The following is a 23,197-nucleotide window of genomic DNA, read 5'->3' as shown; positions in this document are numbered from 1 at the left end:
ATCGAATGTTTCGAACATCCTGGACAAAGGCTGCTTGTCGGCGAGATTTTGGAGAAGCAACGGAAAATCTACGAGGCTATGGATGTCCAACCTCCAGCCTCGTTATGAGTAGGCGGGAATCCAGGTTGTCACCCACAGCGTGGACGAGGCCGTCTACCTGGCTGACAGGATCGTCGTCATGTCCGCCCGCCCGGGACGGATCATCGAAGAGATCTCCGTGGATATGGAACGTCCCCGGCGGCGGGAGATCCCCCAGTGGGGTGCTCTCGCCGCCCGCATACTCGCCCTCCTCGACGAAGCAATGGCGGAAGGGTGCGCTTCCGAGGAAGACGAGGCGGCAAGGTAAGGGACTGTATCCTCCCCGGCGCGCTCCGATGAATGATTCTTTCATCCTACATAATCCCTTCATATTTTTCCGCTATTATGGCCCGGTAGTGCCCGGTAGGGCAGTGATCCGAAAAAATGGAAGAGGAGGAGTAATTTCATGAAGCGTTTCATCCTTTTTGCATTGGTGTTTTCCCTTGGTGCCGGGGTTCTCTCCGCCGGAGCGGCGGAGGTCCCCGGAAGCGGCGCCTCTGTTTTGCCGCAGGAGGGATGGTCCCTTCCTGCAGGCGGCGTGCTGGGACAGCCGGTGGAAGTGCAGGGGACGGTCATCATTCCGGTGTCGGCATCCTTCCGCGGCGGGGTCGTTCCCGTGGGAGTGCTCGTTGTGAAGGACGGCCAGGTGAGCGTCCTTATGGAAGAGAGCGGAAGACAGTTCGCCGCACTCCTGGCCGGGAGCGGGAAACGCGGCGGCGAAGGCCCCCGGCAGAGAATGATGGGAGGCAGGGAGTGCCCGATGAAAAAAGCCTCTTCCAGTGAAGGCGCTCCCGGCGGACAGTGTTCCATGAAAGGTCCCGGAAGCGGTGATGCTCAGAAAAAAGCCTGCCCCATGATGAGCGGGGAAAGAGCCGGCGGGAAGTGCGAGATGAAAGCCTCCGGCAAGGCGTGCCCGATGAAGACGGAACTTCCGGGGGCAGCATCCGGCGCCGGCAGCGGAACCCATGACCACAGCGCGGCTTCAGTATCGGGAAACAGCGCCCACAACCACGGCGCAGCCCAGGGTTCGCAGGCGGCACCGGCTCCGGCAGCCGAATCTTCCTCCGGCGCACCGAAGCAGGACGCCTGCCACTGAGCGCCGGGAAGGGCGAAGTGTCTCCGGGAGCGGGTCTTTCAGCGAAAATTGACTGAAAAGACCCGCTCCCTTTATCATTCTCACAGATGGCCCTGGACGGAGGCGATGAGATGAACATCCTCGTTGTGGAGGACGAACCGAAGGCCCTGAGCGTGGTGCGGGCCTACCTGGAAAGGGAAGGACACCGGGTTTTCGAGGCTATGGACGGAGAAAGGGCGCTGGCCCTCTTCGACTCGCTGGACATCGATTTCGTGGTCCTCGACCTGATGCTGCCCGACGTGAGCGGAGAGGAAATCTGCCTCCGCATCCGCTCCTCCTCCCGGGTCCCGATCATCATGCTCACGGCGAAGGCCGCCGAGGCGGACAGGCTGAACGGCCTCGACATCGGAGCGGACGACTATCTCGTCAAGCCCTTCAGCCCCCGGGAACTGGTCGCCCGGGTCAACGCCATCCTTCGCCGGGTGAACCCCCTGGAATCCGCTCAGACGCTCCTCTTCGAAGGCGGTCTCGCCATCCGCGTCGCCGAACAGCGCGTTTTTCTGAACGACACCCCCGTCCTCCTCACTCCAGCCGAGTACAGGATTCTGCTCACCCTGGCCCGCAGGCCCTTCGAGGTCTTCACCCGCGAACAGCTCATCCTTCGCGCTTTCGGAGACTCCTACGACGGATACGACCGGGTCGTCGACGTCCACGTGAAGAATATCCGCCAGAAGATCGAAGCCGACTCACGCCGCCCGGTCTACATCCAGACAGTCTACGGAACGGGATACCGTTTCGAGGGAAAACCGTCGTGAAGCGCCCCCTCCCCCTTGCCGCCCGTCTGACCCTCTCCTTCATCCTGGTCGCCGCGCTCTTCTCCGCTACGCTCGCCGTCGTGCTCGAACTGATCATCGACCGGCAGTTCCTGGGCTACATCGAAGAAGTCCGTGAAAAGAAGCACGGGGAAATCGTCCGCTACTTCGAGCAGATCTATGCCAAGGACCGCTCGTGGAGCGCAGATTCCGGAACGGAGATCGCCGAACAGGCCATGATGGACGGCAGCGTGGTGGCCCTGCTGGACGGGGACGGGAAGGTCCTGTGGAGCATGGACAGGGAGATGGTGGAGCTGCACTACCGGATGATGGGTCATGAGGGCTCGGAATACGGGGAACGGGAGTACCCGGTTCTCTTCAGCGGTACCCGGGTCGGAAGCGTGCGGGTAGGAAATTTCACCGGCGCCCATCTCTCGCCGGAGGACGCGGCCTTCCGCAGGAGCCTCCGCAGGGGTGTGCCGGCAGCCTCGGCAGTGGGAGTCCTCGCCGCGGTCGTCCTCTCCCTCTTCCTTTCAAGGAGGCTCTCCCGCCCCCTCCGAAGAACAACTGACCTGGCGGAGCGTCTCCGCCGGGGAGAACTGTCGGTGCGGATCCGGGAACGTTTCGGCACGAACGAGCTGGACAGCCTGGCGGACGCCCTGAACTTCCTCGCCCAATCCCTGGAGGAACAGGAAAAGCTCAGGAGACAGCTCACCCGCGACGTCTCCCACGAGCTCCGGACACCGCTGAACGCGCTCAACGCCCTGGTGGAAGCCTGTCTCGACGGCGTGATGGAGCCGACCCCCGAGCGGCTTGAGGACTGCCGGGAGGAAATCGCCCGGCTGGTCACCCTAACCCGGGACCTCGAGCGGCTGAGCGATCTCGAAGGAGACGTCCTCACCCTCTCCGCGGAACGGCTTGATCTCGCCGAAGCCGCCCGCTCGGCGGCACGGTCCTTCGAGCCGCTCTGCCTTCGCAAGGGAGTGTCGCTCGAAGTCCGGGCGGAGGAAGGGATCTTCGTATCCGCCGACGGGGACAAGCTGCGCCAGACGCTCGTCAATCTGCTCGCCAACGCCGTGGAGTATACGCCCCCCGGAGGCTCGATCACCGTTCGGGCATTTAGAGACGGGGACAGGACACGCCTGGCCGTGTCGGACACGGGCATCGGCATGGCCCCGGAGGAGCTGCCCCGCATATTCGAACGCTTCTATCGGGTGGACCGGTCCAGAAGCCGCAGCTCGGGCGGCTCGGGCATCGGCCTCGCCATCGTGGACAGGATCGCCGCGGCCCATGGCTGGAAAATCCTGGCGGAAAGCGAGCCGGGCAGGGGGAGCGTTTTCACGGTGGAGTTCCCGGATCGATAGGAAAGGACGGCATTTTCATCCCTGGCCGTCAGTTCTTTTCGACTATGAGGAAAAGGCTCGAACCGTCCGCCGTTTCCGTGCGGAAGGGAGAGCCGGTCTTTTTTCCCAGGGCTTGGAGATCGTCTTCCGAAAAAGTGGTGGCGGTGAAGCCGTCTTTGCAGACGATCTGCCCGTTGACGGTCCGCTCCATGTCCAGCTCACCGATCAGCCCTTTCTCTGCCTGTTCGCGGAACCAGGCGAGCCTCCACTCCCAGAAGCCCGGTGCATAGGTGCTGAAAAAGGCTTTTCCTCCCGGAACGAGGGCCCTGAGGCTCCGCTCCACGGTGTCGGCAGGGTCTCCCTTTATGGCGGAGAGGCCGTTCTGGAGGCAGAGAACCATGTCGAACTCACTCCGGTACTCCATGCCGTGGACATCTCCCTCCAGAAGGGTGCAGTTGGGGTGGTCCTTCAGGTATTCCCTGCCCCAGGCGACCGAGTTCCCGGAGATGTCGATCCCCACGACGGAGTGGACGAAGGGGGCGATCCGCTTCATGATGCGTCCGTAGCCCGCGCCAAGCTCCAATACCCGTTCGCCGCCCCGCAGCCGGCGGCGGACGAATTCGATTTCCCCGTCGAGGTACTGCCTGACCCGTTCGACAGAGGTGTTGTAGACTTCGCTGAGCCTGGCGCCGCTGAGCTTTTTCCCGTAATAGCCGGTCATGTCGTCTGCCTCCCTGAAAGAGTCGTGCCTTCCGGGGCTTTTATACCAGCAAACCGTTCCAGGGGCCAGGGGGGATTATGCCGGGCGACAAAAAATACCGGAATAGAAACCGGAGCCAGGCCCGAGATCCTTCGGCCATGATGCCGGCCTCAGGATGACAAACCGGGTTCTTCGCGAGCGCGATCTCTTCCCAAGCCCGTGGCTCACGCCGTGATTATGTCATTCTGAGGAGCGCAGCGACGAAGAATCTCGGTTTGAGGATTTTCCAGAACCAAGGGCAGATCCTCCCCCTCCGGGGATGCTCCGCGATCGCTCCGCTCAGGATGACAAACCGGGTGCTATGCCCTCCGCTTCACTTTGGATGCTCCGCGACCGCGATCGCTTCGCTCGTTCGGGATGACAAGCCTCCGTTCGGGATGAGAAGCCTCCGCTCAGGATAACAGGCGACAAGCGAAAAAATACATTGACAGGCGGCACCGGAGTGCTACTATTTATTTATTTTGTGGCACAAGGGAGTGTTTCGTATGCATATGGCTGATGCTCTTATTTCCCCTGAAGTCGGCGGCGCGATGTGGGCGGTGACCGCCGGACTGGTGGCATGGTCCGCGAAGAAGCTGAAAGAGGACCCGGACGAAGGAAGGATTCCCCTGATGGGTGTCCTCGGGGCCTTCATCTTCGCGGCCCAGATGATCAATTTCAGCATTCCCGCCACCGGATCGAGCGGGCACCTCGGAGGAGGGATGATCCTGGCGGCCCTGCTCGGGCCCTACGCGGCCTTTCTGACCCTGGCCTCGGTCCTCGTGGTCCAGGCGCTCTTTTTCGCCGACGGTGGCCTTCTCGCCCTGGGCTGCAACATCTTCAACATGGGGTTCTTCACGTGCTTCGTCGCCTACCCGCTGATCTACCGGCTGATCGCCGGGACAGGGCGGAACCGGAACCGTATTCTCGCCGCCTCGGTCCTTTCGTCAGCCACCGCTCTCCAGCTCGGCGCGTTCTCGGTGGTGCTCCAGACCGTGGCGTCGGGGATTTCGGCGCTGCCCTTCGGCACCTTCGTGCTGCTGATGCAGCCGATCCACCTTGCCATAGGGATCGTGGAGGGTTTTGTCACCGCTGGGGTGATTCTCTTCGTGCTGAAGGCCCGGCCCGAGGTGCTCGAGGCGGCGGGGGGCCGCACCCATTTGAGGGACGTTTCCCTCAGGACGGTGCTCGCCGGGCTTGCGGCGGCGGCCGTTCTCACCGGCGGGGTGCTCTCCTGGTTCGCCTCGGCCTACCCTGACGGCCTCGAATGGTCCATAGCGAAAACGACGGGGAGCGAGGAGCTTGCCGCCCCCGGAGAGGGTATTCATTCCACCCTTGCCGGCCTCCAGGAGAAAACGGCGATCCTGCCCGATTACGGTTTCCGGGCCGGAAGCGGGGACGACGGGGCCGCGGAGGCGTCGGAAGAGGCTGCCTGGCCGAATCCCGACATGGGAACGACTGTCTCGGGCCTTGCGGGCGGTGCCATGACCCTGGCCCTGGCGAGGCTGATCGGCTTTGCCCTCCGCCGTTCCGCGGGAGCCCGCAAATAAGGGCCCCGGGAAGGCGTCCTGTTTTCCGGAATGTCCGGTTCAATCGAAAGAAACCTGTCCGCCCTTGCGGAGACATCTGACGCCCCCGGGTCGGGAATGGTCAAAAGCCTCGATCCGAGGGCGAAGATTCTCGTCACCCTCATGTTCGTCGTCGCGGTGACGTCCTTCGGGAAATACGAGGTGTCCCGCCTCATGCCCTTCGCCCTGTATCCGGCCGCCATGGCGGGACTTTCCGGCGTCAGTCCCGGCCTTGTCCTGAAGCGGACGCTCATCGCGGCCCCCTTCATTCTGCTCGTGGGGCTCTTCAATCCCCTGTTCGACCGGGCGCCTCTGCTCCGGATCGGTCCGCTCGTCCTGACGGGGGGCTGGATGTCATTTTTTTCCATCATTGCCCGTTCATTTCTCGCCGTCTCGGCGGCGGTTCTTCTTGTGTTCACCACCCGGTTCGACAGCCTGTGCCTGGGGCTGGAGCGCCTGGGGACTCCCCGGGTTTTTGTGGTGCAGCTGCTGTTTCTCTGGCGGTATATCGTCCTTTTCATGGAAGAAGCCCGGCGCATGGTCCGGGCCCACACCCTGAGGTCATGGGGGAACAGGCCGAAGATTTCTCCGAAGGTCTTCGTCTCCATGATGGGAACCCTGCTGCTGCGGACCCTCGACCGGGCCGGGAGAGTGTACCGGGCGATGAGGGCACGGGGGTTCGAGGGGGAGATCCGGATGCTGCGCCCCCTGTCGTTTTCCCCTTCGAGGGACGGGCTTTTTCTTCTTGTATGGGGAGGGTATTTTCTGGTGTGCCGTTTAGTCAACCTTCCGGAATTCCTGTTCAGGGCGGCGGCTGGACCATGAGCCATCATTACCTTGAAGTCCGGGACCTTCGCTATGCCTACCCCGACGGCACCGAGGCCCTGAAGGGCATCTCCTTCCGGCTGGAGCACGGTGAGGCCTGCGCCCTCGTCGGGGCCAACGGCGCGGGGAAATCCACCATGATGCTCGCCCTTACGGGGCTCATACTGCCGTCGGGCGGATCGGTGGACGTGGGGGGAACCGTGCTGTCCAAAAAGACCGCCGGGGACGTGCGCCGGCGGATCGGGTTCGTTTTCCAGGACTCTGAGGACCAGCTGTTCATGCCCACGGTGTTCGACGACGTGGCCTTCGGCCCTCTGAACCAGGGCCTTTCTGAGCCCGAAGTCAGGAAGCGGGTGTCGGAAGCCCTGGCCGAGGTGGGGGCAGGGCACCTGGAGGAGCGGCCGACGTACCGGCTGTCGGGGGGCGAAAAGCGGGCGGCGGCCATAGCCACCGTGCTGGCCATGCTGCCGGACATCCTCATTCTGGACGAACCCGGCTCGGGGCTGGACCCCTATGGACGGCGCCTCCTGGTGCACATGCTGCGGAACTTCCGCCACACCCGCCTGATCGCCACCCATGACCTGGACCTGGTGCTGGACGTCTGCCCCAGGACTATCGTCCTCCATGAGGGGGAGGTGGCCGCCGACGGCCCCACGGACGAAATCTTCCGCCGTCCGGACCTGTTGGAGCGATGCCGCCTGGAGGTTCCCTTCCGGATGCAGAATTGAAATTCGCGGCAACAGAAGAAGACCGCCGGAAGGATCTTCCGGCGGTCTTCTTCGTATTGATTGTCAGCGTGTAAAGGTTACCCTGAAACCGTCTTCCGCATCTTCCTTTGTTACCTTCCACCCGTGGCTTTCACCGAAACGGGCGACATTTTCCCTGGATGTGACCGTATCCACGAGCACTTCCACAGGCCCTCCCGAATGCTTCTCGAGGGCTTTCCGCGTTTCGATCACGGGCTGAGGGCATGAAAGGCCCCGGGCGTCCACTACGAAAGCTTCAGACATTGTCCTTCCCCCCTAATCCATTTTCATTCTGAACAGCCCGCCCACGGCGAGGCAGAACACGAGGCCGATCACCGTGGCCGTCATTCCGTTCGCCGTCACGCCCGCACCGGAGCTCGCGAGGGAGAAGTTATGGGCGAAAGCGGCCCCGATGAGCATTCCCAGCACGAACACGGCGGCGTCGCCGTCCCCCTCCCCGGACATGATGACCTGGCGTCCCGGGCACCCTCCCGCAAGGGTGAAGGCAAGGCCGGAAAGAGCCATTCCGATGAAGCTCCAGAGGTGGTTCATATGGGCCACGGGCTGGCCTTCAAATCCGGGCTTGAACTGTCCGAGCAGCAGGTTGACCACGAAGGCCGATACGAGGAAGGCCGCCACGCCGCTGAAGAGGTGGCCGTCCCTGAGCATGATGAGGTCTCTCAGGGCCCCCACCGTGCAGAACCGGCTTTTCTGGGCCATCCATCCGACGAGAAGGCCAACGCCGAGAGCTATGGCCACAGGAGCCGCGGCGGCACCCGGTCCGGTTGCGGAGAAGAAGACGGGGCCCGTCCCCTCGGGGCCGAAAAGGGGCCGGAGGAAAAGAAGGGCAAGGAGGGCCACAGCCGCGAGGGGCATAACGGCGCCTGCCCATGCCGGGGACTTGGAGGCCCTGCCGAGGCTGAACCCGTTCCACAAAAAGACTATTCCGATGCCTATGCCGACAGCGAGTCCGCCGATGCCGGCGATGGCGTTCCAGTCGCCGCCCGCCAGCCGGGCGTAGGCCCTCCACGGGCATCCGAGGAAGATAAGGGCCCCGATCATGGCGAAGAAACCGAGAAAGAACCTCACAATGGGCGAGGATCCGGCCCTGGGCCGGTATTCCCTGCTGAGGAAGGCTGCAAGAAAAGCCCCGAGGATGAACCCGGGGATCTCAGGCCGGAGATACTGGACCACACCCGCCCGGTGAAGCCCCAGCGCCCCGGCGATGTCCCGGGTGAAGCACGCGACACATATCCCCATGTTTCCGGGATTGCCGAAGAAAACGAGAAGCGAGGCAGCCGCTCCGACGAAAGCTCCGGTGACGGCCGGGCCCCATCGGGAGATGAGAATGCCGTTGATGCTCTTCATAAACAAACCACCCTTCTCTGAAATGATGATGCGGTTCACACCACAATATGGTCAACAACCAACCTGCCCATGCGCTCCGGAAAATTGCGCACAGGAGAAAAACAACGTTCTGCACTCACGGAACAATTTCAGTCTGCTGTCTACAGGGCGTCTGCTATTTCTATCGTTCCGTCCCCTTCGGAGAACCTGCCGATGACCGCCGTCCTGTCGAAGCCGAAGCTCCGGATCTTCGGGAGCAGCCTTTCGGCGTCCTCCCTTCCCAGGGCGAGCAGAAGCCCCCCAGAGGTCTGGGCGTCGAAGACCATGTCCATCAGGATGTCGTCGTGCTTCGACGGATCCTTCACCCTGTCCTCGTAGGCGATCCTGTTGCTGTAGGTTCCGGCCGGGATGAGGCCGCTGGAGGCAAGGCCCAGGACGCCTGGCAGAAGGGGTATGTCCCGTATCCCCAGGGTGAGCTTCAGGCCCCCCTCCGAAAGCATGTCCAGGACGTGTCCCGCGAGCCCGAAGCCGGTGACGTCCGTGCAGGCATGCACCATGCGGCATTCGTCGGGGGAGAGCCGCCTCGGGAGGTCGTTCAGGGTGGTCATCCACCGGGCGGCTTCCGTCCTGGAAGCCTCGTCCTCCACCATGTCCGCCTTTACAGCGGTGGCGACTATCCCTGTGCCGACCGGCTTCGTGAGAAGAAGAAGGTCTCCCGGCCGTGCCCCGGTCACCTTCCAGAGGGAGTCCCGCCGGACTTCTCCGTAGACGACGAGTCCGTACTTGGGTTCCCTGTCCTCCACGCTGTGGCCTCCCAGGAGGAAGGCTCCCGCCTCCGCCACTTTTTCCTGCCCTCCCCGCAGGACGTCCTTCAGCACGTCCAGTTCGAGGGTTTTCGTGGGAAAACCCACTATGTTCAAAGCCACGAAGGGTTTCCCGCCCATGGCGAAGACGTCGCTCAGGGAGTTCGTCGCCGCGATCTGTCCCCAGGTGCGGGGGTCGTCCGACACGGGGGTGATGAAGTCCACCGTGAGAATTCCGGCCCGCTCCTGATCTATCGTCCAGAGGGCGGCGTCCTCGCCGGAACCCCAGGACGTGATGATCCGTTCGTGGGATGGCAGCGGGAGATCCCTCAGCACCTTCTCCAGGTCCGCCGGACCTATTTTCGCCGCTCACCCGCTGGTGGTCGAAAGCTCTGTAAGCCTCATTTCCGCACCTCCTCCGCAGTTCATGATGCAAGCACCGCCTTCAGGGCGTCCACCGTTTTCCGGACCTCGTCCACGGTGGTGAACCATCCCGGGCTGAGGCGCAGGGCCCCTCCCGGAAACGTTCCCAGGGTTTTGTGGGCCAGAGGGGCGCAGTGCAGCCCCGGCCTCGTTTCTATGCCCCACTCGTCGGAGAGCCGGGCGGCGAGTATGCCGTTGTCCCGCCCCTCAAAGTTGACGGCGAACACGGGCAGGCGTCCGTCCATGGACTTCCGCCCGGAGAGCTGCACTCCCGGAAGGGAGAGCAGTCCTTCAAGGAGAAGGGCCCCCAGGGACTCTTCTCTCCGCCGGATATTTTCAATCCCTGTTTCCTCTATCCAGTCCAGGGCCGCCAGAAGACCGGCTATTCCCGGAAGGTTTGGCGTGCCCGCCTCAAACTTGTCGGGCATGGTGTCGGGCTGCAGCTCAAGGTGGGAGTAGCTTCCCGTGCCGCCTTCCACAAACCATGCCGTTTTTTCGGCGAAATCGGGCTTCCAGAGAATGCCCCCGATGCCCTGGGGCCCGAAGAGCCCCTTGTGGCCGGTGAAGCAGAGAGCCGCCAGCCCCAGCTTTTCGGCGTCCAGGGGCAGGATCCCCGCAGTCTGGGCGCAGTCAGCGACGAGAGGTACGGCCGCCTCCCGGCAGACTGCAGCCAGGGCCTCAAGGTCCTGCACGGTGCCGCAGACGTTGCTGCAGTGAGAAAGGGCCACCAGCGAAACATCGGACTCCTTGAGCGCTTTGGCGAGGGTCGAGGGATGAAGAAACCCTTCCCCGTCGCACGGGAGGACTTCCACGGAAACCCCTCCGGCCTCGAGACGGCGGAGAGGGCGGATCACCGCATTATGCTCCATGGACGAGGTAAGCACCTTCATCCCGGGTTTGAGGTACCCCTTGAACACCACGTTGAGGGATTCTGTGACGTTTGCGGTGAAATTGACGTACCGCGGATCGTCTTCCCATCCTCCGAAGAAGGAGGCGAGGCGCTCCCGGCAGGTGAATACCAGGTCGAGGGTTCCCATGTCCCGCTCCGAGGCGCTTCCCCGGGCGAGGTTCGCGCCCCTGCCGGTGAGAAAGTCCGCCATGGCGCGGGCGACGCATTCCGGCTTCGGCCAGGTGGTGGCTCCGTTGTTCATGTAGATCCCCAATCAGATTCCCTCCTGGTTATACTATTTATAATCAGTATCATACACTCTTTTGGGAAATTTTCATTACCCCGGAAGGGATTCCGTGTTATGCCGCTTTTGATTGGAAGAAAGAAAAAGGGAATATGGGACCTGTTTTTCTCCGGAGCGCAGGAGGTCAGCCGAGACCCAGAAGGCGGCGGGCCACTTCGAAGTAGACAAGCAGACCGATAATGTCTACCACCGTGGTTATAAAGGGACCTGACATTATGGCGGGGTCGATGCCGAATTTCCGTGCCGCAAAGGGCATGAGGCTTCCGACGAGGTTGCCGAGGGAAACGACGGCGACCACCGAAATGCCCACCGTCAGGACAACGCCGTACCCTGTCCCCATGGTCAGGGCGCGGAGAGCCGCAAGGGCGCCCAGGGTGCCCCCGAGAAGAAGACCGAGTACAAGCTCTTTTGAGATGACCTTTTTTACATCGTCCCCGGATAATTCGCCGGTGGTCAGGCCGCGGATGACGAGGGTGGCGCTCTGGGTGCCCGTGTTTCCTCCCGTGTCGATCAGCAGGGGGATGAAGAAGGCCAGGGCCACCACGCTTTCCAGGGCGAAGGCGTAATTCTCGAGAATGAAGGATGAGAACACCTGGGTGACGATACAGACCAGCAGCCAGGTGAACCTCTTCCTGGTAAGGGTGAGAACCCCCGCGTCCATGTAGCTTTCCTCCACGGGCGAAATGCCGGCCATACGCTCGAAGTCCTCGGTGGCCTCTTCCTGCACCACGTCCAGGATGTCGTCGAAGGTGAGGATGCCCACAAGGCGGTGTTCCCGGTCCAGCACCGGCATGGCCTGGAGGTCGTACTTCGACATGGTCCCGGCGGCCTCCTCCCGGTCGGTTTCCGTGGAGGTGAAAACGGGATGTTCGTCCATCAGGCCGCTCACGGGAGCGTCAGGGGAAGCGAGGATGATGTCCTCGAGGCGGACTGTGCCTTTCAGCCGTCTTTCCTCGTCCACCACGAACGCCGTGTATATGGTTTCCTTTTTCGAGGCCGTCTCCCTGATTGTGTCCAGGGCTCCCGATGCGGTGAGGGTCTCGTCGAGATCGATGAATTCTGTGGTCATGATGTGGCCGGCCGAATCCTCGGGGTAGTTGAGGAGGGTATTGGCGATTTTCCTCTCCTCCGGTGAAAGATGGAAGAGAAGTTTTTTCACGGTCTTGGCCGGCAGCTCGTCAAAAAGGGCGGTCCGGTCATCGTCCGACATTTCCTCGATGACCGCCGCGGCTTCCGCGTCGGTGAAGCTTGAAAGGAGCTCCTCCCGTTCCGTTCCCTCGAGAAACTCGAACACGTCTATGGCAAGATCCTTCGGAAGAAGGCGGAAAAGAAAGACCCGTTCGGCGGGAGGCTTTCCGGAAAGAACGTCCGCGATATCCACAGGCTCCATGGTGCAGAGCAGGTCCTTCAGAGCCTTGAACTGCTTTCGCCCGAACAGCTTTTCCACGCTCGCGACGATTTTCGCCCGGATTTCCTTCATGGTCTTTCCCCCCCTCTCCGGAGACATGATAAACGGTTCCTCCGAGGCCGGTCAAGGAAGACGAATATCCGGGCCCCTCCGGACCCCGGCGTGTGTAGTACGGTTGACCACCATCGACTTTCGCCCTATAATTCAAAACAGTTGGAATAGTATATCAGAATGGAGAATGGCTCCCGCCAGACGCAAAGGAGGAGATGCTTCCATGAACGCACCGGTTCGTTTCAGGGTGGTCTTCGGGGCGCTGTGTATCTTCCTTTTTCTTCTTTTCTCCGCCCTTCCTGTTCAGGCCGCAGACCCGCCCGATCCAGCGGATTTCCAGGTCATTCTTTTTGAAAACCCCAATTTCGAGGGGGGAAGCATGGGGTATACCTACGACAACGAACTTCCCGACCTCAACCGGTGGAATCTTCCCACCGGTGAGAAATGGAACGACAGGGTCAGCTCCCTGGCTGTGGGGAAAAATGCCCGGGCCATTCTCTACCAGCATGCAGGCTTCGGAGGCCCCTCCATCATTTTCGAGGGGGACGGGGTCACCCCCCTGCTTGTTCCTGACCTGCACAGCATCGGTTGGGGCGATACCGTTTCATCGGTCAGGATACGGATGCGCATCGTCCCGGGACCGGGTGAGGTCGCCATTTTTGAACACGTGAACTTCGACGGAGGCGTTCTTTCTCCCGATGCGGACTGGGAATGCGCCGACCTCAGGACCATGTCGATTTCCCCGGGCAGGACATGGAACGACAGGATCAGCTCTCTGAAGATAGGCAAGGACACCGCGGTCCTGCTGTGCACGGATATCGATTTCGGAGGCCCCTGCATATTTTTCAGCGGCGACGGGCAGAGAAGCACGGACATCATCAGCCTTCACGGCACCGGGTGGGAAGACAGGATTTCCTCCATGAAGGTGCGTGCCAGGGGATGGACTCCCTGGAGCGAAAGCGGAGGTTCTTCCGGAGGGTCCCAGGAACAGGGAGGAACCGGAGGTACAGGGGGAGGGAGCCAGGGCGAGCCATCGGGCGGATCCGGAGGCACAGGCCCGGGAAATGAACAGGCCCGCAGCGAGGAAATAGATCCCCTGGAGAACGAAATTTTCTTTTTCAAGAATACAGGCTGCCAGGGGGAACACAGGATGTATGCCGACGGTGAGGACCTGCCCGATCTCCGGCAGCTTCCGTTCTGGGACTCCACCGGAAACTGGAATGACGGGATAAGTTCCCTGAAGATAGGGGCCAACGCCCAGGCCTACGTCTGCACCCATATCGACTTCGGCGAACCCTGCGTCCAGCACCGGGGGGACGGGTCCGGGGTCACCCGGATCGACAATCTCCACGCCAGCGGGTGGGGCGACAGGATCTCCTCCATCAAGGTCCGGGGGAAGAACTGGAACCCGGAGGACGATATTCCGGAACCCCAGGCTGACGAGGTCATTTTCTTCGAACATGTGGACTACGGGGGGAAGCATCTCATAGTCAAGGCGAACAGGCACGAGCTTGATCTCACGAAAGTTTTCCTGGAGAACTCGAACACCAGCTGGAACGACAAAATCAGTTCCATAAAAGTCGGAAGCTCCGTAAAGGCGGAGATTTACGAACACATCAACCCCGGCTCCAATACCCGGCCCATTCATACCTACCCTGCCGGGTCACGAGTTCCCACGCTTCATTCCTTCGGCTGGGGCGACAGGATCTCGGCGATCCGGGTGCTGGACGACCTGGGAAACTGACGGTCCGTTCTCACATGCAGCATCGGCGGCGGCGCAGCTCCCGGAGTGGGACCGTACCGCCGCCGTTCGGTTTTTCTTCGTCACCGGTGCAGCCGCCGTATGGCCGCCGCCCGTTCCTCCAGGGGCTTCGCCTCTTCATTCCGCCCCGACTCCCGGTAGAGGGCGGCGAGGTTTTCCAGGGTACCGGCCACGGAGGGATGGTCGGGACCGAGATACCGTTCCTTGATGGCGAGGGCCCTTCTGAAATAGGCTTCCGACTGTTTTGCGTCCCCTTTTGCCCGGTTCAGTTCCCCCAGGTTGTGGATCACCGATGCCACCGATGGGTGTCCCTCCCCGAAATTCTTTTCATAGATGCCCAGGGCGCGTATGAACAGGGGCTCCGCCGCTGCGGTCTTTTGCTGCCCGAAGAGCAGGAGGGCCAGGTTGTTCAGCGAAGCCGCCACGTAGGGATGCTCGGGGCCGAGGGTCTCGAAGACGGCGAGGGCGCGGCGGAACATGGATTCCGCCTGGTCGGGGCTGCCTCCGTCCTGGTACAGAAGGGCCAGGTTGTTCAGGCACATGGCCACGTTGGGGTGGTCCGGGCCGAAGTGTTCCTCGTAGAGCGCCATGGCCCGGAAGAACAGGGGCTCGGCGGCGGCGGCGTTTCCCTGGGAGCGGTAGAGCTCGGCGAGGTTGTTCAGCGGCGTGGCAAGGGCCGGATCGTCCTTCCCGAGGGCCTTTTCGTAGGATTCGACAGCCCGCTTGTAGAGGGCTTCGGATTCCCCGTACCTGGCCTGGAAGTGGCGGAGCTGGGCGAGGTTGTTGAGGGTGGACGCGGTGTCGGGATGGTTCGGGCCGTTCCGCGCCTCGTGGATGGCCAGGGCCCGGAGATAGTACGGCCCTGCCTCGTCATACTGCCCGAGGCTGTGCCACGCGTTGGCGAGAAGCCCCAGGGTGGACGCCGCCTCGGGGGAGTCGGGGCCCGCCGTTTTCTCCGCCTCGCCGAGGGCCTTCAGGCCTTCGGTGACGGCCTCGGAGAACATGCCGGACCGGTAGAGGGAGAGGGCGTGTTCGTGGAGCGTTTTCCAGCCTCCTTCTTCCGCCCTCCCGGGCAGGCAGAGGACCTGGAGAAGGAGAAGCAGGGCAAGCACGGAAATAGTCTTTCTCATGACGGACCTCCTTTCGGGAGCCTGGCTCCCGCGAAAAAAGGCGGCCCCGTTCGGGGCCGCCCCAAGTGTCTATCCGATGGTGCGCCCGAGGAAGGCGAGCAGGTTTTCGCCTAAGATTCCCCGGACGTCCTGTTCGCTCCAGCCCCTGGAGAGCAGTTCGGCGGTAAAGGCCACGCTTCCGGGGTAGCCCTTCACGCAGTCGTATTCCCTGAAGGGGCCGGGACCGGAAAAGTCCCGGGTCTCGTCGCAGAAATCGAAACCGAAGCAGACGGTCCCCGGTCCTGTCTGCCGGGCAATGCGGTCGGCATGGTCCGCCAGGTCTTTCCCGTCCACGGTCTTTTCGTCCGGGTTTGCGACAAAGGTGCTGCAGGTGTTCATCCCCTGGACGCCTCCCCGCTCTGCGAGGCGCGCCGTCTGGCTGTCGGTGAGGTTGCGCATCACCGGGGCGAGGGAGCGGCAGTTGGAGTGGGACGCCATGACGGGGCAGTCGAAGAGTTCGAAGACGTCTTCCACCCCTTCGTCGTTGAGATGGCTGATGTCGAGGTACATCCCGAGGCGGAGGGCCTCCCGGAGGGCCCGGACGCCGAATTCCGTGAGCCCCCCCTTCCGCCCCTCCTCCGCCGGGTCGAAGAAGCACCCGTCGGCGGCGTAGTTCCTCCTGCTCCATGTGATGCCCACACCCCGGACGCCGAGCTCGAAAAAGATCCTGAGGAGGGAGAGGTCGTTCCCTATGGGGTCCAGCCCTTCAAAAGAGAGGAGAAGGGCAAGCTCTCCCCGTCCGTTGGCCTCCAGGATCTCGCCGGTGCTCCGGCAGAGGGAGAAGAGCCCCGGGCTTTCCTCGATTTCGGCGTGGAGGGCGCTGATGTAGTCCAGAGACCTGCGGAGGCCCATCTCGGGGAGGTACCGGCCGCTCAGGAATAGGGAGGACACCACCAGGTCCACTCCCGCCTCCCGAAGACCGGGAAGGTAGTCCCGCTCGATGACCCGTGTCTCCCCCCGTTCGCGCTTTTCGAGCACGAAGGGCAGGAGGTCGAAGTGGGCGTCCGCCACGAAGGAGTTCCTGTGGAGCTCCGCCGCCCGGCCCAGAAAGTCCGTTCCGCTGTTCATGGAATCATTCTCCTTTTCGATGAAGCCCGTCACTGCCGGGCAAAGAGATGGGCGTACTCCGCCAGGGAGTGCCTGATATGTCCGTCCCTTCCGGAAACGGGTTCCGCACGGACCATGGAGTTGAGCACCGCTTCCTCCGTGGCCTCGGCGGCGGCCCGGAAGGCGAGGTTGATGTGGTTTTCGTTGAGCATGGAGAGGGAGAGCAGGGGCGCCGTTTCGTGGTGGCGGAAGCGGTTCGCCGTGGTGAAGGCGAGGGCGATTTCACCGCTGCCGCTGCCGATGAAGGCCCCGGTCCTGGTGATGCCCACGGACGCCCTGCGGGCGACCCGGCCGAGCTGGCGCTCTGTGAGGGGAATGTCCGTGGCGATCACGGCGATGATGGACCCCTGCTCGTCCTGGGGCGGGTGGATTTTCCCGATGGCGGGGCCGATGTGCCGCCCGTCCACCCGGAGGTCCTCCAGCTGGCCGTAGTTGGAGAGGACGAGGACTCCCAGGGTGAAGGAGGCCCCTTCTACCTCGAGAACCCGTGAGGCGGTGCCGATGCCGCCCTTGAGCTGGTGGCACGACATGCCCCTGCCCGCCCCGACGGCCCCCTCCTCAAAGTCCTCCGAGGCCGAGGCGAGGGCCCGGAGCACGTGCTCCTCCCGGACGGCGAAGCCCCGTATGTCGTTGAGGAAGCCGTCGTTGCACTCGCAGACCACGGGATTGACCGTTCCCGTCTCCCGGCCGATGTCGGGGTTGTCCGCCAGCATGTGCCGGACGAGGGCCTCCGATGCCGCCCCCACGGCGAAGGTGTTGGTGAGGAGGACAGGTGTCTCGAGGGTGCCCATCTCCTCCACCTGGACGAGCCCGGCGGACTTTCCGAAGCCGTTGATCACGTGGCAGGCGGCGAGGAGCTTTTCCCGGAAGAGGTTGCCTCCGTGGGGCAGAACGGCGGTGACCCCCGTCTGCACGGGGCCGTCGGCCAGGGTGCAGTGGCCCACCCGGACTCCCTCCACGTCGGTGATGGCGTTCCGGGGTCCCCGGGGCAGTATTCCTGTGTTGACGCCGTAGTCGGTTATGCGCTTGCGGAAGTCCATGAATTCATCTCCTTGCGGATTTCGTCCGGGATCACGGCTTCATTCTATCATTTCCGCCCGGCCAGGCTCCCGAGCCATTCGGCGGCGCCCGGGACATCCAGGTACCGGGCGGCCCACCCCCGCCGCCGGAGCCGTTCCGGGACGAGATAGTCGAATTTTTCGATCTCCGTGTCCGGGGCATCCGCTGCCAGCTCTTCGCCGGAAGGCAGGCCCCGGCCGGGGATTCGCCCGGCGGCTTCCCGGAGTCCGGCAGCGCTGCACCCGGGAAGGGTGATTACGCCGCCGAAGGTGTCCGCCCGGAGGTTCATTCTCCGGAGCAGCATGGCGGCCGCCTCGACGACCTCGTCTCCCCTCCAGGGAAAGAGATGGAGGCTGCCCTTGTCTTCGAGGATGTCCGTCTCCCCGAGCCTCCAGTTCCGGAACCGCTCAGCCCCTTCCCGGAAGAGCTCCGCCGCCGTGGGGTTGAAATACCGGGAGGGATCCCCCGCGAGAAGGACCTGCTTCATCTCCCTCCGGACGGTGTCGTGGACCACTGTCCTTCCGCCGGCAAGGCGGGGGGGCGTTCCCCCGGCGGAGGGACGGAGAAGGACGGTCTTGCTGGAGGCAATCACGGCCACGGTCTCCCAGGCCTTCCCGGCGAAGAGGAGCGAACCGCCGGGTGACGGGGGAATCTCCAGGGGGGCCGTACCCAGGAGTTCCCCGTTGTATTCGAGCCGGTATTCCTCCGGGGAGGAGAAGGCGGTGAAAAAAGTGTACCGGTCCGTCAGAAGCTCTCCCTCCGTGCCGGGGACGAGGCGGCCGTCGCCGAGCTGGGTTATGGCCTGCTTTTCCGCGAGACCCCGGAGGAAGTCGCCGAAATCTTTCTTTCCCACTGCATGGAAGGGCCCCGTGCCGCAGAGCAGCGTCCAGAGCTGGTCCGCCCGGACACCGCCGTACTGGGCAATCACCGAGAGGGTCTGCTGGACCAGGGTCGAGAGGTGGTAGAGCCCCTCCCGGGGAGGTTCCCGCCATTTCCGCAGCAGCAGGGAGAGGACGGCGGCGGTCTGCACCAGGGACAGCCGGAGAGCGTCGGCCGGGTGGCTGTCGGGGCCCGTTTCGTCCTCCTCCGCGAAGACCCGGAGCACGGCGGGTCCGCCCCGCCGTCCCGAGCGGCCGAGGCGCTGCCGGAGGCCCGATACGGTGCCCGGCTCCCCCACCTGGCCTATGGACGCCACGGAGCCGATGTCGATGCCCAGCTCGAGGGTGGAGGTGCACACCGCCGTGGTGGGAAGGTCCTTCTTCTGAAGGCGCTCCTCGAGGCTCCGGCGAAGGTCCGGTGCAAGGCTGCCGTGGTGGGGGAAGAACTCGTTGGGGACGAAATTGCGGCCGCAGAGGGCGGAGAGGGCGGCGGCAAGCTCTTCGGTCCGGGAGCGGCTGTTGGTGAAGAGGAGGTGGGAATCGCCCCTGAGGAGGCGGTAGACGTCCTGAACCAGTTCGCCGGGGAGGCCCGGGCGCGCCCCCCTGTCCGCCCGGGGCGTCCTGTACCCCCGGACCTGGAGCAGAAGCTCGCTGCCCTTTCCCTCCGAGGCGAGAATCCTGCAGGGAAGGGTTTTCTCCGGGCGGAGGGCCGACGCGGCCTTCTCCATCTCCCCCAGGGTGGCGCTGAGGGCGATCCGGGGGACCGTCCGGCCGATGAGGAACTCTATCCGCCGGAGGAGGGACTGGAGCTGGCATCCCCGCTCCGTGCCGAGGAAGGCGTGGAACTCGTCCACGATGACGTTCACCAGGCCGGCGAAGGCTTCGCCGCACCAGGCGGGGGAGTTCATGAGCAGGGACTCCAGGGATTCGGGGGTGATGAGCAGAACCCCCCGGGGGTTCTTCCGGAGACTGTTCTTTCCCCCCTCCGGGGCATCCCCGTGCCACGGGGTGACGGGAAAGCCCACGGAACCGCAGAGGCTTTCCAGCCTCCGGGCCTGGTCGTTGATGAGGGCCTTGAGGGGGCTCACATAGAGGATGGCCGTTCCGGGAAGGGGCGATTCCGCCATGCGCGTGCAGGCGGGAAGGAAGGCGGCCTCCGTCTTGCCCCCGGCGGTGGCGGCACTGAGGATCACGTCCTCCTTTCCGTCGAGGACGGGCAGCAGGGCCATCTCCTGGATCTCCCGAAGGGAGGGCCACCCTTGCTTCCAGACCCAGCGGCGGACCCCCTCGGCCAGGCGGCTGAAACCTGCGGAGGCTTCCATGGCGGCCTCAGATTGTGAAGGAGGTCAGATCGTCGTCCCCGGCCTCCCCTTCGCCGTCCCTTTCCCCGATCTCGGGCATGTCGGAGGGACGGTCCTCCTCCACGGGAATTTCGTCGATGAGGGAGTTCCACCGGATGTCCGGGTTCTGCTCCAGCACGGCGAGGAAGTCGGCGAAGGCCTTGATGGTGGTCCGGGGGGTCCGGAAATAGGCCTCGCCGATCTTTTGCGAGCAGTGGGCGAGGAAGGCCGCCAGGGCCTCGTCGGGAACGAGATATTTCGCCGGGTCTCCGGCGGCGTAGACGTTCCGGATGTTCCCCAGGAGGACGTAGAGCTCTTCCGGGGTCAGGCTGCCGAGGTGGAGGATGGGGGCGTCGTAGTCGGTCACCCCGGCCGCCTTCGCGAAGGCGTTCTCGTTGAGACGGGACTGGATGGCCTCGTAGCTGTAGAGCCCCTTCCGGGGATCGTAGAGGAAATCGGGCGTTCCGCCCAGGAGGAACCCCACGGCCTCGGCGGTGCCCTGGAGGCAGTCGTTGAGCATCCTGAGGATCTGTTCGTAGTTGGAGAGCCGGGCCTTGGAACTGGCCAGCTTGTAGAGGTTCACCATCTCGTCGAGGTTCACCAGCAGGCCGCCGTAGCCCGCCTGCCGGACGAAGAGGCTGAGGATCTTGAAGGTGTCGTAGACGTTGGCGTCGTCGATGATGGTGCGCACGCCCAGGGCGTTCCGGGCGTCGGTGCGGGTGGCGAACTCGCCCCGGAGCCACCGGACGGCGTTCGCCCTGAGGGCGTCGTCGCTCCGCTCGTAGCCGTTCCAGTAGGCATCTATTACGGAGGCGAAATCATACCCGCCCACGAGTTCCGAGAGTTTCTCCAGCCTGCCGTGGATGGCGGTGGACATGGGCTTTCCCTCCGCTTCCGCCTCTTTCCGCGTCTCGGAGAGGAACCGCTCCACGAGACCGGGAAAGCCTCCACCGTCGGGCTTTGTCCTGGTGGAGAGATTGCGGGCCAGCTCGGCGTAGAGGTTCCGGGCCTGCCCTCCCGTGGAATAAAGCCTGCGGTCCGGCGAGAGATCACCGTGAAGGGTCACCAGCCCCTTTTCCAGGGCAATGGACCGGACGAGCTGGAGGAAGAAGCTCTTGCCCGAGCCGTAGGCCCCGATGATGAGCCGGAAGGCCGACCCGCCGTCGAGGATGCGGTCCAGGTCCTTCAGCAGGGCTTCCACTTCCCTCGCCCGGCCGACCTGGATGTGGTGGAGCCCCGTTCGGGGCGTCACGCCCGCCCGGAGGGACTGGAGAATGGCGTCCCGCTCACGGGGCCGGATTTTCATCTTCCTGCTGTCCATGGGAAAGAACCTCCTCTGCCAGGGATATGTCGATATAGACGGGGTCCCCGTCCTCGGCGAGGAGCGCCCCGGCGGAGGAAAAGGCCCATTCGTTCAGTATTTCCAGCGCCCCGTCGGGGGGAAGGGACAGGGAGGCGCAGAGGGATTCATACTCCTCCCTCCGCCAGGTCTCACGCTTCAGGAGGGAGAAAAGCAGTTCCCGGTGCTGACCGCCAAGCCCGGCAAGCGGGCCGTCTCCCGCCGGCGGCTCCTCTGGGGGAAGGGGCTCCTCTTCCGGGGAGGCGAATATCTCCCGCAGGACGCCGCTCACCTGCCGGGTTTCCTCCTGCCGGAGGCGGATGAGATCCATGTTCAGGGAAAACCCTTCCTTTGTCTCCGTTCCCGCGGACGGGGCGGCCGTGCCGGACACGGCGGCGTGGATGTCCCGGGAGGCCTGCCCGGCGTCGAGGCCGAGGTAGCCGTAGAGCTTCCCTATGGCGCGGACCTCCGCGGGGTCCACCCTGCCGTCGGCGGCGGCAATGGCGCCGAGAATTCGGCCCAGGGACCGTTTCGTCTCCTCCGGAAGGGGCCCGAGGATCCCCCGGAGGCCTGCGGCGCCCTGGGGTACGGCAAAGGCCCAGAGGGAGAGGGCGGAGAGGGACCGTTTCTCCTCCGGGGAGAGGGCCTCGTCGGAGGAGACGAGATCCTCCACTACCCTCCGCTCCCCTTCCGTGGCCTCGCCCGATGCCTGGGCCACCAGGCTGCCCAGTCTGACCAGTGCCGTCAGGGCCGCAAATTTCTCCCGGGCCGAGGGGACGGTCCGGGGGGAAAAGAGGGCAACAGGCCCGTCCGGCGACGGGGGGAAACCGTGAATGCCGGGGTCGGGGGCCATGCCGAAGCCGAAGGCCCCCAGGGCATCGGCCAGCGCCGCCGCCCGTTTCCGGTCCATTTTTGGCGGAGGCGTCTGCCCGAGAACGGCGAAGACCTTTCCCGCATCGGTCAGAGTCGGGTTTTCCGGGCAGAGACGGGCGAGCCTCTCCCGGACGGCCTCCCCGGCGGGGGCGCCGGTGAGCAGCTCCGCCGGAAGAAGGGCGGCCGCCTCGGGGGATTCAGGGCTTCCTCCCCGGGCCAAAAATCTGCTGTAGCTGTCCAGCTCGTCGGCACACCCGGCTGCGAGGGCCGCCAGCCTTTTCACCGGCGCGGTGAGGACAAAGGGATTCGGCAGCCCCGGGATGCGGATCTTGAGCCGGTCCCCGAGGGAGGGCGTGGCGGCCCTGTAGGTGAGCGTGAGAGGGGTCCTGTTGGGGTGGATGACCATCCCCTCGCCGTACTTTTCCCGGTAGCGGAGGAAGAAAAGCTTACGGAAAAGATCAGGGCAGCGCCTCGCTGACGTTTTGATCCCCTGCTCGGGGTGGAGAATCAGCCATTGAAGGGCCGCGTCCGCCGGTATGGGCCTGTCCAGGGCCGCGTACCGGGCGAGAACGGCGGCGAAAGGCTCGGCGCAGTACCTGTCTGAGAAGTCGATATAGCCGGGCCGGTCGTCGGGATTCCCCCAGAGAACCCATTCCATGGCCAGAAGGTTCCGGGCATGGCCCCTGAAGGCCCGGTGCCCTCCGTAAATCTGGAGCAGCCGGAGGATTTCCAGCACCATGTCCGCCCGTTCTTCCGGGGATACGCCCCCCCGCTGGCCGTCCACCATGAGGCGCCGCTCAAGGCCGTAAAAGAACAGGAAAACGTAGGGGACGGCGGCGGCAGGATCATTCCGCCCTCCTGCAAGCCACGACAGGTAGGCACCCCGCTGCTCCGGAGTCATTTTTCCGTAGTGGAGCCTCTGCTCCGGCAGCGGCATCGACGGTGAGAGTCCGGAAACCGCCCGGAGGGAGGGATTGAGGAGGCAGGGATCGTTGAACCCCGAATAATCCAGGAGTTTCTCTCCCACGTAGACCAGGCCTCCGGGAACGGAATACCCGTTCACCGAAGGCATTTCCATGGAGCCGAACCACCGGGCGGGCTCCGCCGCACCGGGGCGGCCTGTTTCGGAATCCTTCAGGACCTTCCCCGGCGATTCCCGGTCCTTCCTGCCCGATGCAAGGCGAAGAAAGGCCCTGGCGATCCTATAGAGTATGGTCACGGCGAGTGCGGCAAGAAAAAGCTCCAATACAGCGGCCTCT

General features: G+C 63.9%; 20 protein-coding genes and 1 pseudogene. 9 read left to right on the top strand and 12 right to left on the bottom strand.

The window, feature by feature from the left end:
• The first annotated feature begins 139 nt into the window (after nucleotides 1-139).
• The 4 genes from C8D99_RS12020 (at nucleotide 140) to C8D99_RS12005 (ending at nucleotide 3,329) form a co-directional block, all read left to right on the top strand.
• Complete coding sequence (locus C8D99_RS12020) at nucleotides 140-346, top strand: hypothetical protein (protein ID WP_208321177.1); 207 nt, start codon at nucleotides 140-142, stop codon at nucleotides 344-346.
• Nucleotides 347-484: 138 nt separating this feature from the next.
• Complete coding sequence (locus C8D99_RS12015; protein ID WP_133958626.1) at nucleotides 485-1,174, top strand: hypothetical protein; 690 nt, start codon at nucleotides 485-487, stop codon at nucleotides 1,172-1,174.
• Nucleotides 1,175-1,284: 110 nt separating this feature from the next.
• Nucleotides 1,285-1,968, top strand: a complete 684-nt coding sequence (locus C8D99_RS12010) for a response regulator transcription factor (RefSeq protein ID WP_133958624.1) — start codon at nucleotides 1,285-1,287, stop codon at nucleotides 1,966-1,968.
• Nucleotides 1,965-3,329: a sensor histidine kinase gene (locus tag C8D99_RS12005; RefSeq protein WP_133958622.1), complete on the top strand. Its 1,365-nt coding sequence runs from the start codon at nucleotides 1,965-1,967 to the stop codon at nucleotides 3,327-3,329. Before C8D99_RS12010 ends, C8D99_RS12005 begins: the two co-directional genes overlap by 4 nt.
• A gap of 28 nt (nucleotides 3,330-3,357) precedes the next feature.
• On the opposite strand, the gene C8D99_RS12000 is transcribed toward C8D99_RS12005, so the two are convergent.
• Nucleotides 3,358-4,029, bottom strand: a complete 672-nt coding sequence (locus tag C8D99_RS12000) for a class I SAM-dependent methyltransferase (RefSeq protein ID WP_133958620.1) — start codon at nucleotides 4,027-4,029, stop codon at nucleotides 3,358-3,360.
• A gap of 524 nt (nucleotides 4,030-4,553) precedes the next feature.
• On the opposite strand from C8D99_RS12000, the gene C8D99_RS11995 reads away from it, so the two are divergent.
• Genes C8D99_RS11995 through C8D99_RS11985 form a run of 3 tightly spaced genes read left to right on the top strand, consistent with a single transcriptional unit; the run spans nucleotide 4,554 to nucleotide 7,168 of the window.
• Entirely contained in the window at nucleotides 4,554-5,597 is a 1,044-nt protein-coding gene (locus tag C8D99_RS11995; protein ID WP_133958618.1) for an energy-coupling factor ABC transporter permease, read from the top strand.
• A gap of 30 nt (nucleotides 5,598-5,627) precedes the next feature.
• Entirely contained in the window at nucleotides 5,628-6,440 is an 813-nt protein-coding gene (gene cbiQ / locus C8D99_RS11990) for a cobalt ECF transporter T component CbiQ (protein WP_133958616.1), read from the top strand.
• Complete coding sequence (locus tag C8D99_RS11985; RefSeq protein WP_133958614.1) at nucleotides 6,437-7,168, top strand: energy-coupling factor ABC transporter ATP-binding protein; 732 nt, start codon at nucleotides 6,437-6,439, stop codon at nucleotides 7,166-7,168. Before cbiQ ends, C8D99_RS11985 begins: the two co-directional genes overlap by 4 nt.
• Before the next feature lie 63 nt (nucleotides 7,169-7,231).
• Here the strand turns inward: C8D99_RS11985 and C8D99_RS11980 are convergent, their stop codons facing one another.
• The 5 genes from C8D99_RS11980 to mgtE form a co-directional block, all read right to left on the bottom strand.
• A complete protein-coding gene (locus C8D99_RS11980) occupies nucleotides 7,232-7,450 on the bottom strand; it encodes a sulfurtransferase TusA family protein (RefSeq protein WP_133958612.1) in 219 nt (72 codons plus the stop codon).
• A 12-nt stretch (nucleotides 7,451-7,462) separates the two neighbouring features.
• Nucleotides 7,463-8,554 carry a YedE family putative selenium transporter gene (yedE, locus tag C8D99_RS11975; protein WP_133958610.1) on the bottom strand — a complete coding sequence of 364 codons (1,092 nt, stop codon included), beginning with the start codon at nucleotides 8,552-8,554 and terminating at the stop codon, nucleotides 7,463-7,465.
• A 140-nt stretch (nucleotides 8,555-8,694) separates the two neighbouring features.
• Nucleotides 8,695-9,741, bottom strand: a complete 1,047-nt coding sequence (gene selD / locus C8D99_RS11970) for a selenide, water dikinase SelD (protein ID WP_133958608.1) — start codon at nucleotides 9,739-9,741, stop codon at nucleotides 8,695-8,697.
• A 20-nt stretch (nucleotides 9,742-9,761) separates the two neighbouring features.
• A complete protein-coding gene (locus C8D99_RS11965; protein ID WP_133958606.1) occupies nucleotides 9,762-10,922 on the bottom strand; it encodes an aminotransferase class V-fold PLP-dependent enzyme in 1,161 nt (386 codons plus the stop codon).
• A gap of 154 nt (nucleotides 10,923-11,076) precedes the next feature.
• The gene (gene mgtE / locus C8D99_RS11960) at nucleotides 11,077-12,459 is read right to left on the bottom strand and encodes a magnesium transporter (protein WP_243833917.1); all 1,383 of its coding nucleotides are present in this window, start codon (nucleotides 12,457-12,459) and stop codon (nucleotides 11,077-11,079) included.
• Here mgtE and C8D99_RS15790 point away from each other — a divergent pair.
• A pseudogene (locus C8D99_RS15790) lies at nucleotides 12,341-12,928 on the top strand (hypothetical protein); the annotation flags it as partial. The gene mgtE and the pseudogene C8D99_RS15790 sit on opposite strands and share 119 nt — an antisense overlap.
• 213 nt (nucleotides 12,929-13,141) lie before the next feature.
• Complete coding sequence (locus C8D99_RS11955; RefSeq protein ID WP_420808817.1) at nucleotides 13,142-14,155, top strand: beta/gamma crystallin domain-containing protein; 1,014 nt, start codon at nucleotides 13,142-13,144, stop codon at nucleotides 14,153-14,155.
• An 80-nt stretch (nucleotides 14,156-14,235) separates the two neighbouring features.
• Here the strand turns inward: C8D99_RS11955 and C8D99_RS11950 are convergent, their stop codons facing one another.
• The 6 genes from C8D99_RS11950 to C8D99_RS11925 all read right to left on the bottom strand — a co-directional run bounded on the left by C8D99_RS11950 (nucleotide 14,236) and on the right by C8D99_RS11925 (nucleotide 23,184).
• A complete protein-coding gene (locus C8D99_RS11950) occupies nucleotides 14,236-15,303 on the bottom strand; it encodes a tetratricopeptide repeat protein (RefSeq protein WP_133958600.1) in 1,068 nt (355 codons plus the stop codon).
• A 69-nt stretch (nucleotides 15,304-15,372) separates the two neighbouring features.
• The gene (locus C8D99_RS11945; RefSeq protein ID WP_133958598.1) at nucleotides 15,373-16,410 is read right to left on the bottom strand and encodes a dipeptidase; all 1,038 of its coding nucleotides are present in this window, start codon (nucleotides 16,408-16,410) and stop codon (nucleotides 15,373-15,375) included.
• A gap of 29 nt (nucleotides 16,411-16,439) precedes the next feature.
• A complete protein-coding gene (locus tag C8D99_RS11940; protein WP_133958596.1) occupies nucleotides 16,440-17,489 on the bottom strand; it encodes a DmpA family aminopeptidase in 1,050 nt (349 codons plus the stop codon).
• Nucleotides 17,490-17,536: 47 nt separating this feature from the next.
• A complete protein-coding gene (locus tag C8D99_RS11935) occupies nucleotides 17,537-19,708 on the bottom strand; it encodes a DEAD/DEAH box helicase (RefSeq protein ID WP_133958594.1) in 2,172 nt (723 codons plus the stop codon).
• Nucleotides 19,709-19,715: 7 nt separating this feature from the next.
• A complete protein-coding gene (locus tag C8D99_RS11930; RefSeq protein ID WP_133958592.1) occupies nucleotides 19,716-21,047 on the bottom strand; it encodes an ATP-binding protein in 1,332 nt (443 codons plus the stop codon).
• The gene (locus C8D99_RS11925; protein WP_133958590.1) at nucleotides 21,013-23,184 is read right to left on the bottom strand and encodes a tellurite resistance TerB family protein; all 2,172 of its coding nucleotides are present in this window, start codon (nucleotides 23,182-23,184) and stop codon (nucleotides 21,013-21,015) included. The genes C8D99_RS11930 and C8D99_RS11925 overlap by 35 nt, the downstream gene beginning before the upstream one ends.
• Nucleotides 23,185-23,197 lie beyond the last annotated feature (13 nt).

This window comes from Aminivibrio pyruvatiphilus (genome assembly GCF_004366815.1).
GTDB lineage: Bacteria > Synergistota > Synergistia > Synergistales > Aminobacteriaceae > Aminivibrio > Aminivibrio pyruvatiphilus.
The sequence above is the reverse complement of the archived record's forward strand: the minus strand, read 5'-3'. Positions and strand labels throughout refer to the sequence as shown.

Bases quoted from the DNA above. Each gene is read 5' to 3' on its own strand.
- C8D99_RS11950 (WP_133958600.1), bottom strand. From the start codon at position 15,303: ATGAGAAAGACTATTTCCGTGCTTGCCCTGCTTCTCCTTCTCCAGGTC.
- C8D99_RS11995 (WP_133958618.1), top strand. From the start codon at position 4,554: ATGCATATGGCTGATGCTCTTATTTCCCCTGAAGTCGGCGGCGCGATG.
- C8D99_RS11980 (WP_133958612.1), bottom strand. From the start codon at position 7,450: ATGTCTGAAGCTTTCGTAGTGGACGCCCGGGGCCTTTCATGCCCTCAG.
- C8D99_RS12010 (WP_133958624.1), top strand. From the start codon at position 1,285: ATGAACATCCTCGTTGTGGAGGACGAACCGAAGGCCCTGAGCGTGGTG.
- mgtE (WP_243833917.1), bottom strand. From the start codon at position 12,459: ATGTCTCCGGAGAGGGGGGGAAAGACCATGAAGGAAATCCGGGCGAAA.
- C8D99_RS11930 (WP_133958592.1), bottom strand. From the start codon at position 21,047: ATGGACAGCAGGAAGATGAAAATCCGGCCCCGTGAGCGGGACGCCATT.
- C8D99_RS11945 (WP_133958598.1), bottom strand. From the start codon at position 16,410: ATGAACAGCGGAACGGACTTTCTGGGCCGGGCGGCGGAGCTCCACAGG.
- C8D99_RS11935 (WP_133958594.1), bottom strand. From the start codon at position 19,708: ATGGAAGCCTCCGCAGGTTTCAGCCGCCTGGCCGAGGGGGTCCGCCGC.
- C8D99_RS12000 (WP_133958620.1), bottom strand. From the start codon at position 4,029: ATGACCGGCTATTACGGGAAAAAGCTCAGCGGCGCCAGGCTCAGCGAA.
- C8D99_RS11940 (WP_133958596.1), bottom strand. From the start codon at position 17,489: ATGGACTTCCGCAAGCGCATAACCGACTACGGCGTCAACACAGGAATA.
- yedE (WP_133958610.1), bottom strand. From the start codon at position 8,554: ATGAAGAGCATCAACGGCATTCTCATCTCCCGATGGGGCCCGGCCGTC.
- C8D99_RS12015 (WP_133958626.1), top strand. From the start codon at position 485: ATGAAGCGTTTCATCCTTTTTGCATTGGTGTTTTCCCTTGGTGCCGGG.
- cbiQ (WP_133958616.1), top strand. From the start codon at position 5,628: ATGTCCGGTTCAATCGAAAGAAACCTGTCCGCCCTTGCGGAGACATCT.
- C8D99_RS11955 (WP_420808817.1), top strand. From the start codon at position 13,142: ATGTCGATTTCCCCGGGCAGGACATGGAACGACAGGATCAGCTCTCTG.
- C8D99_RS11985 (WP_133958614.1), top strand. From the start codon at position 6,437: ATGAGCCATCATTACCTTGAAGTCCGGGACCTTCGCTATGCCTACCCC.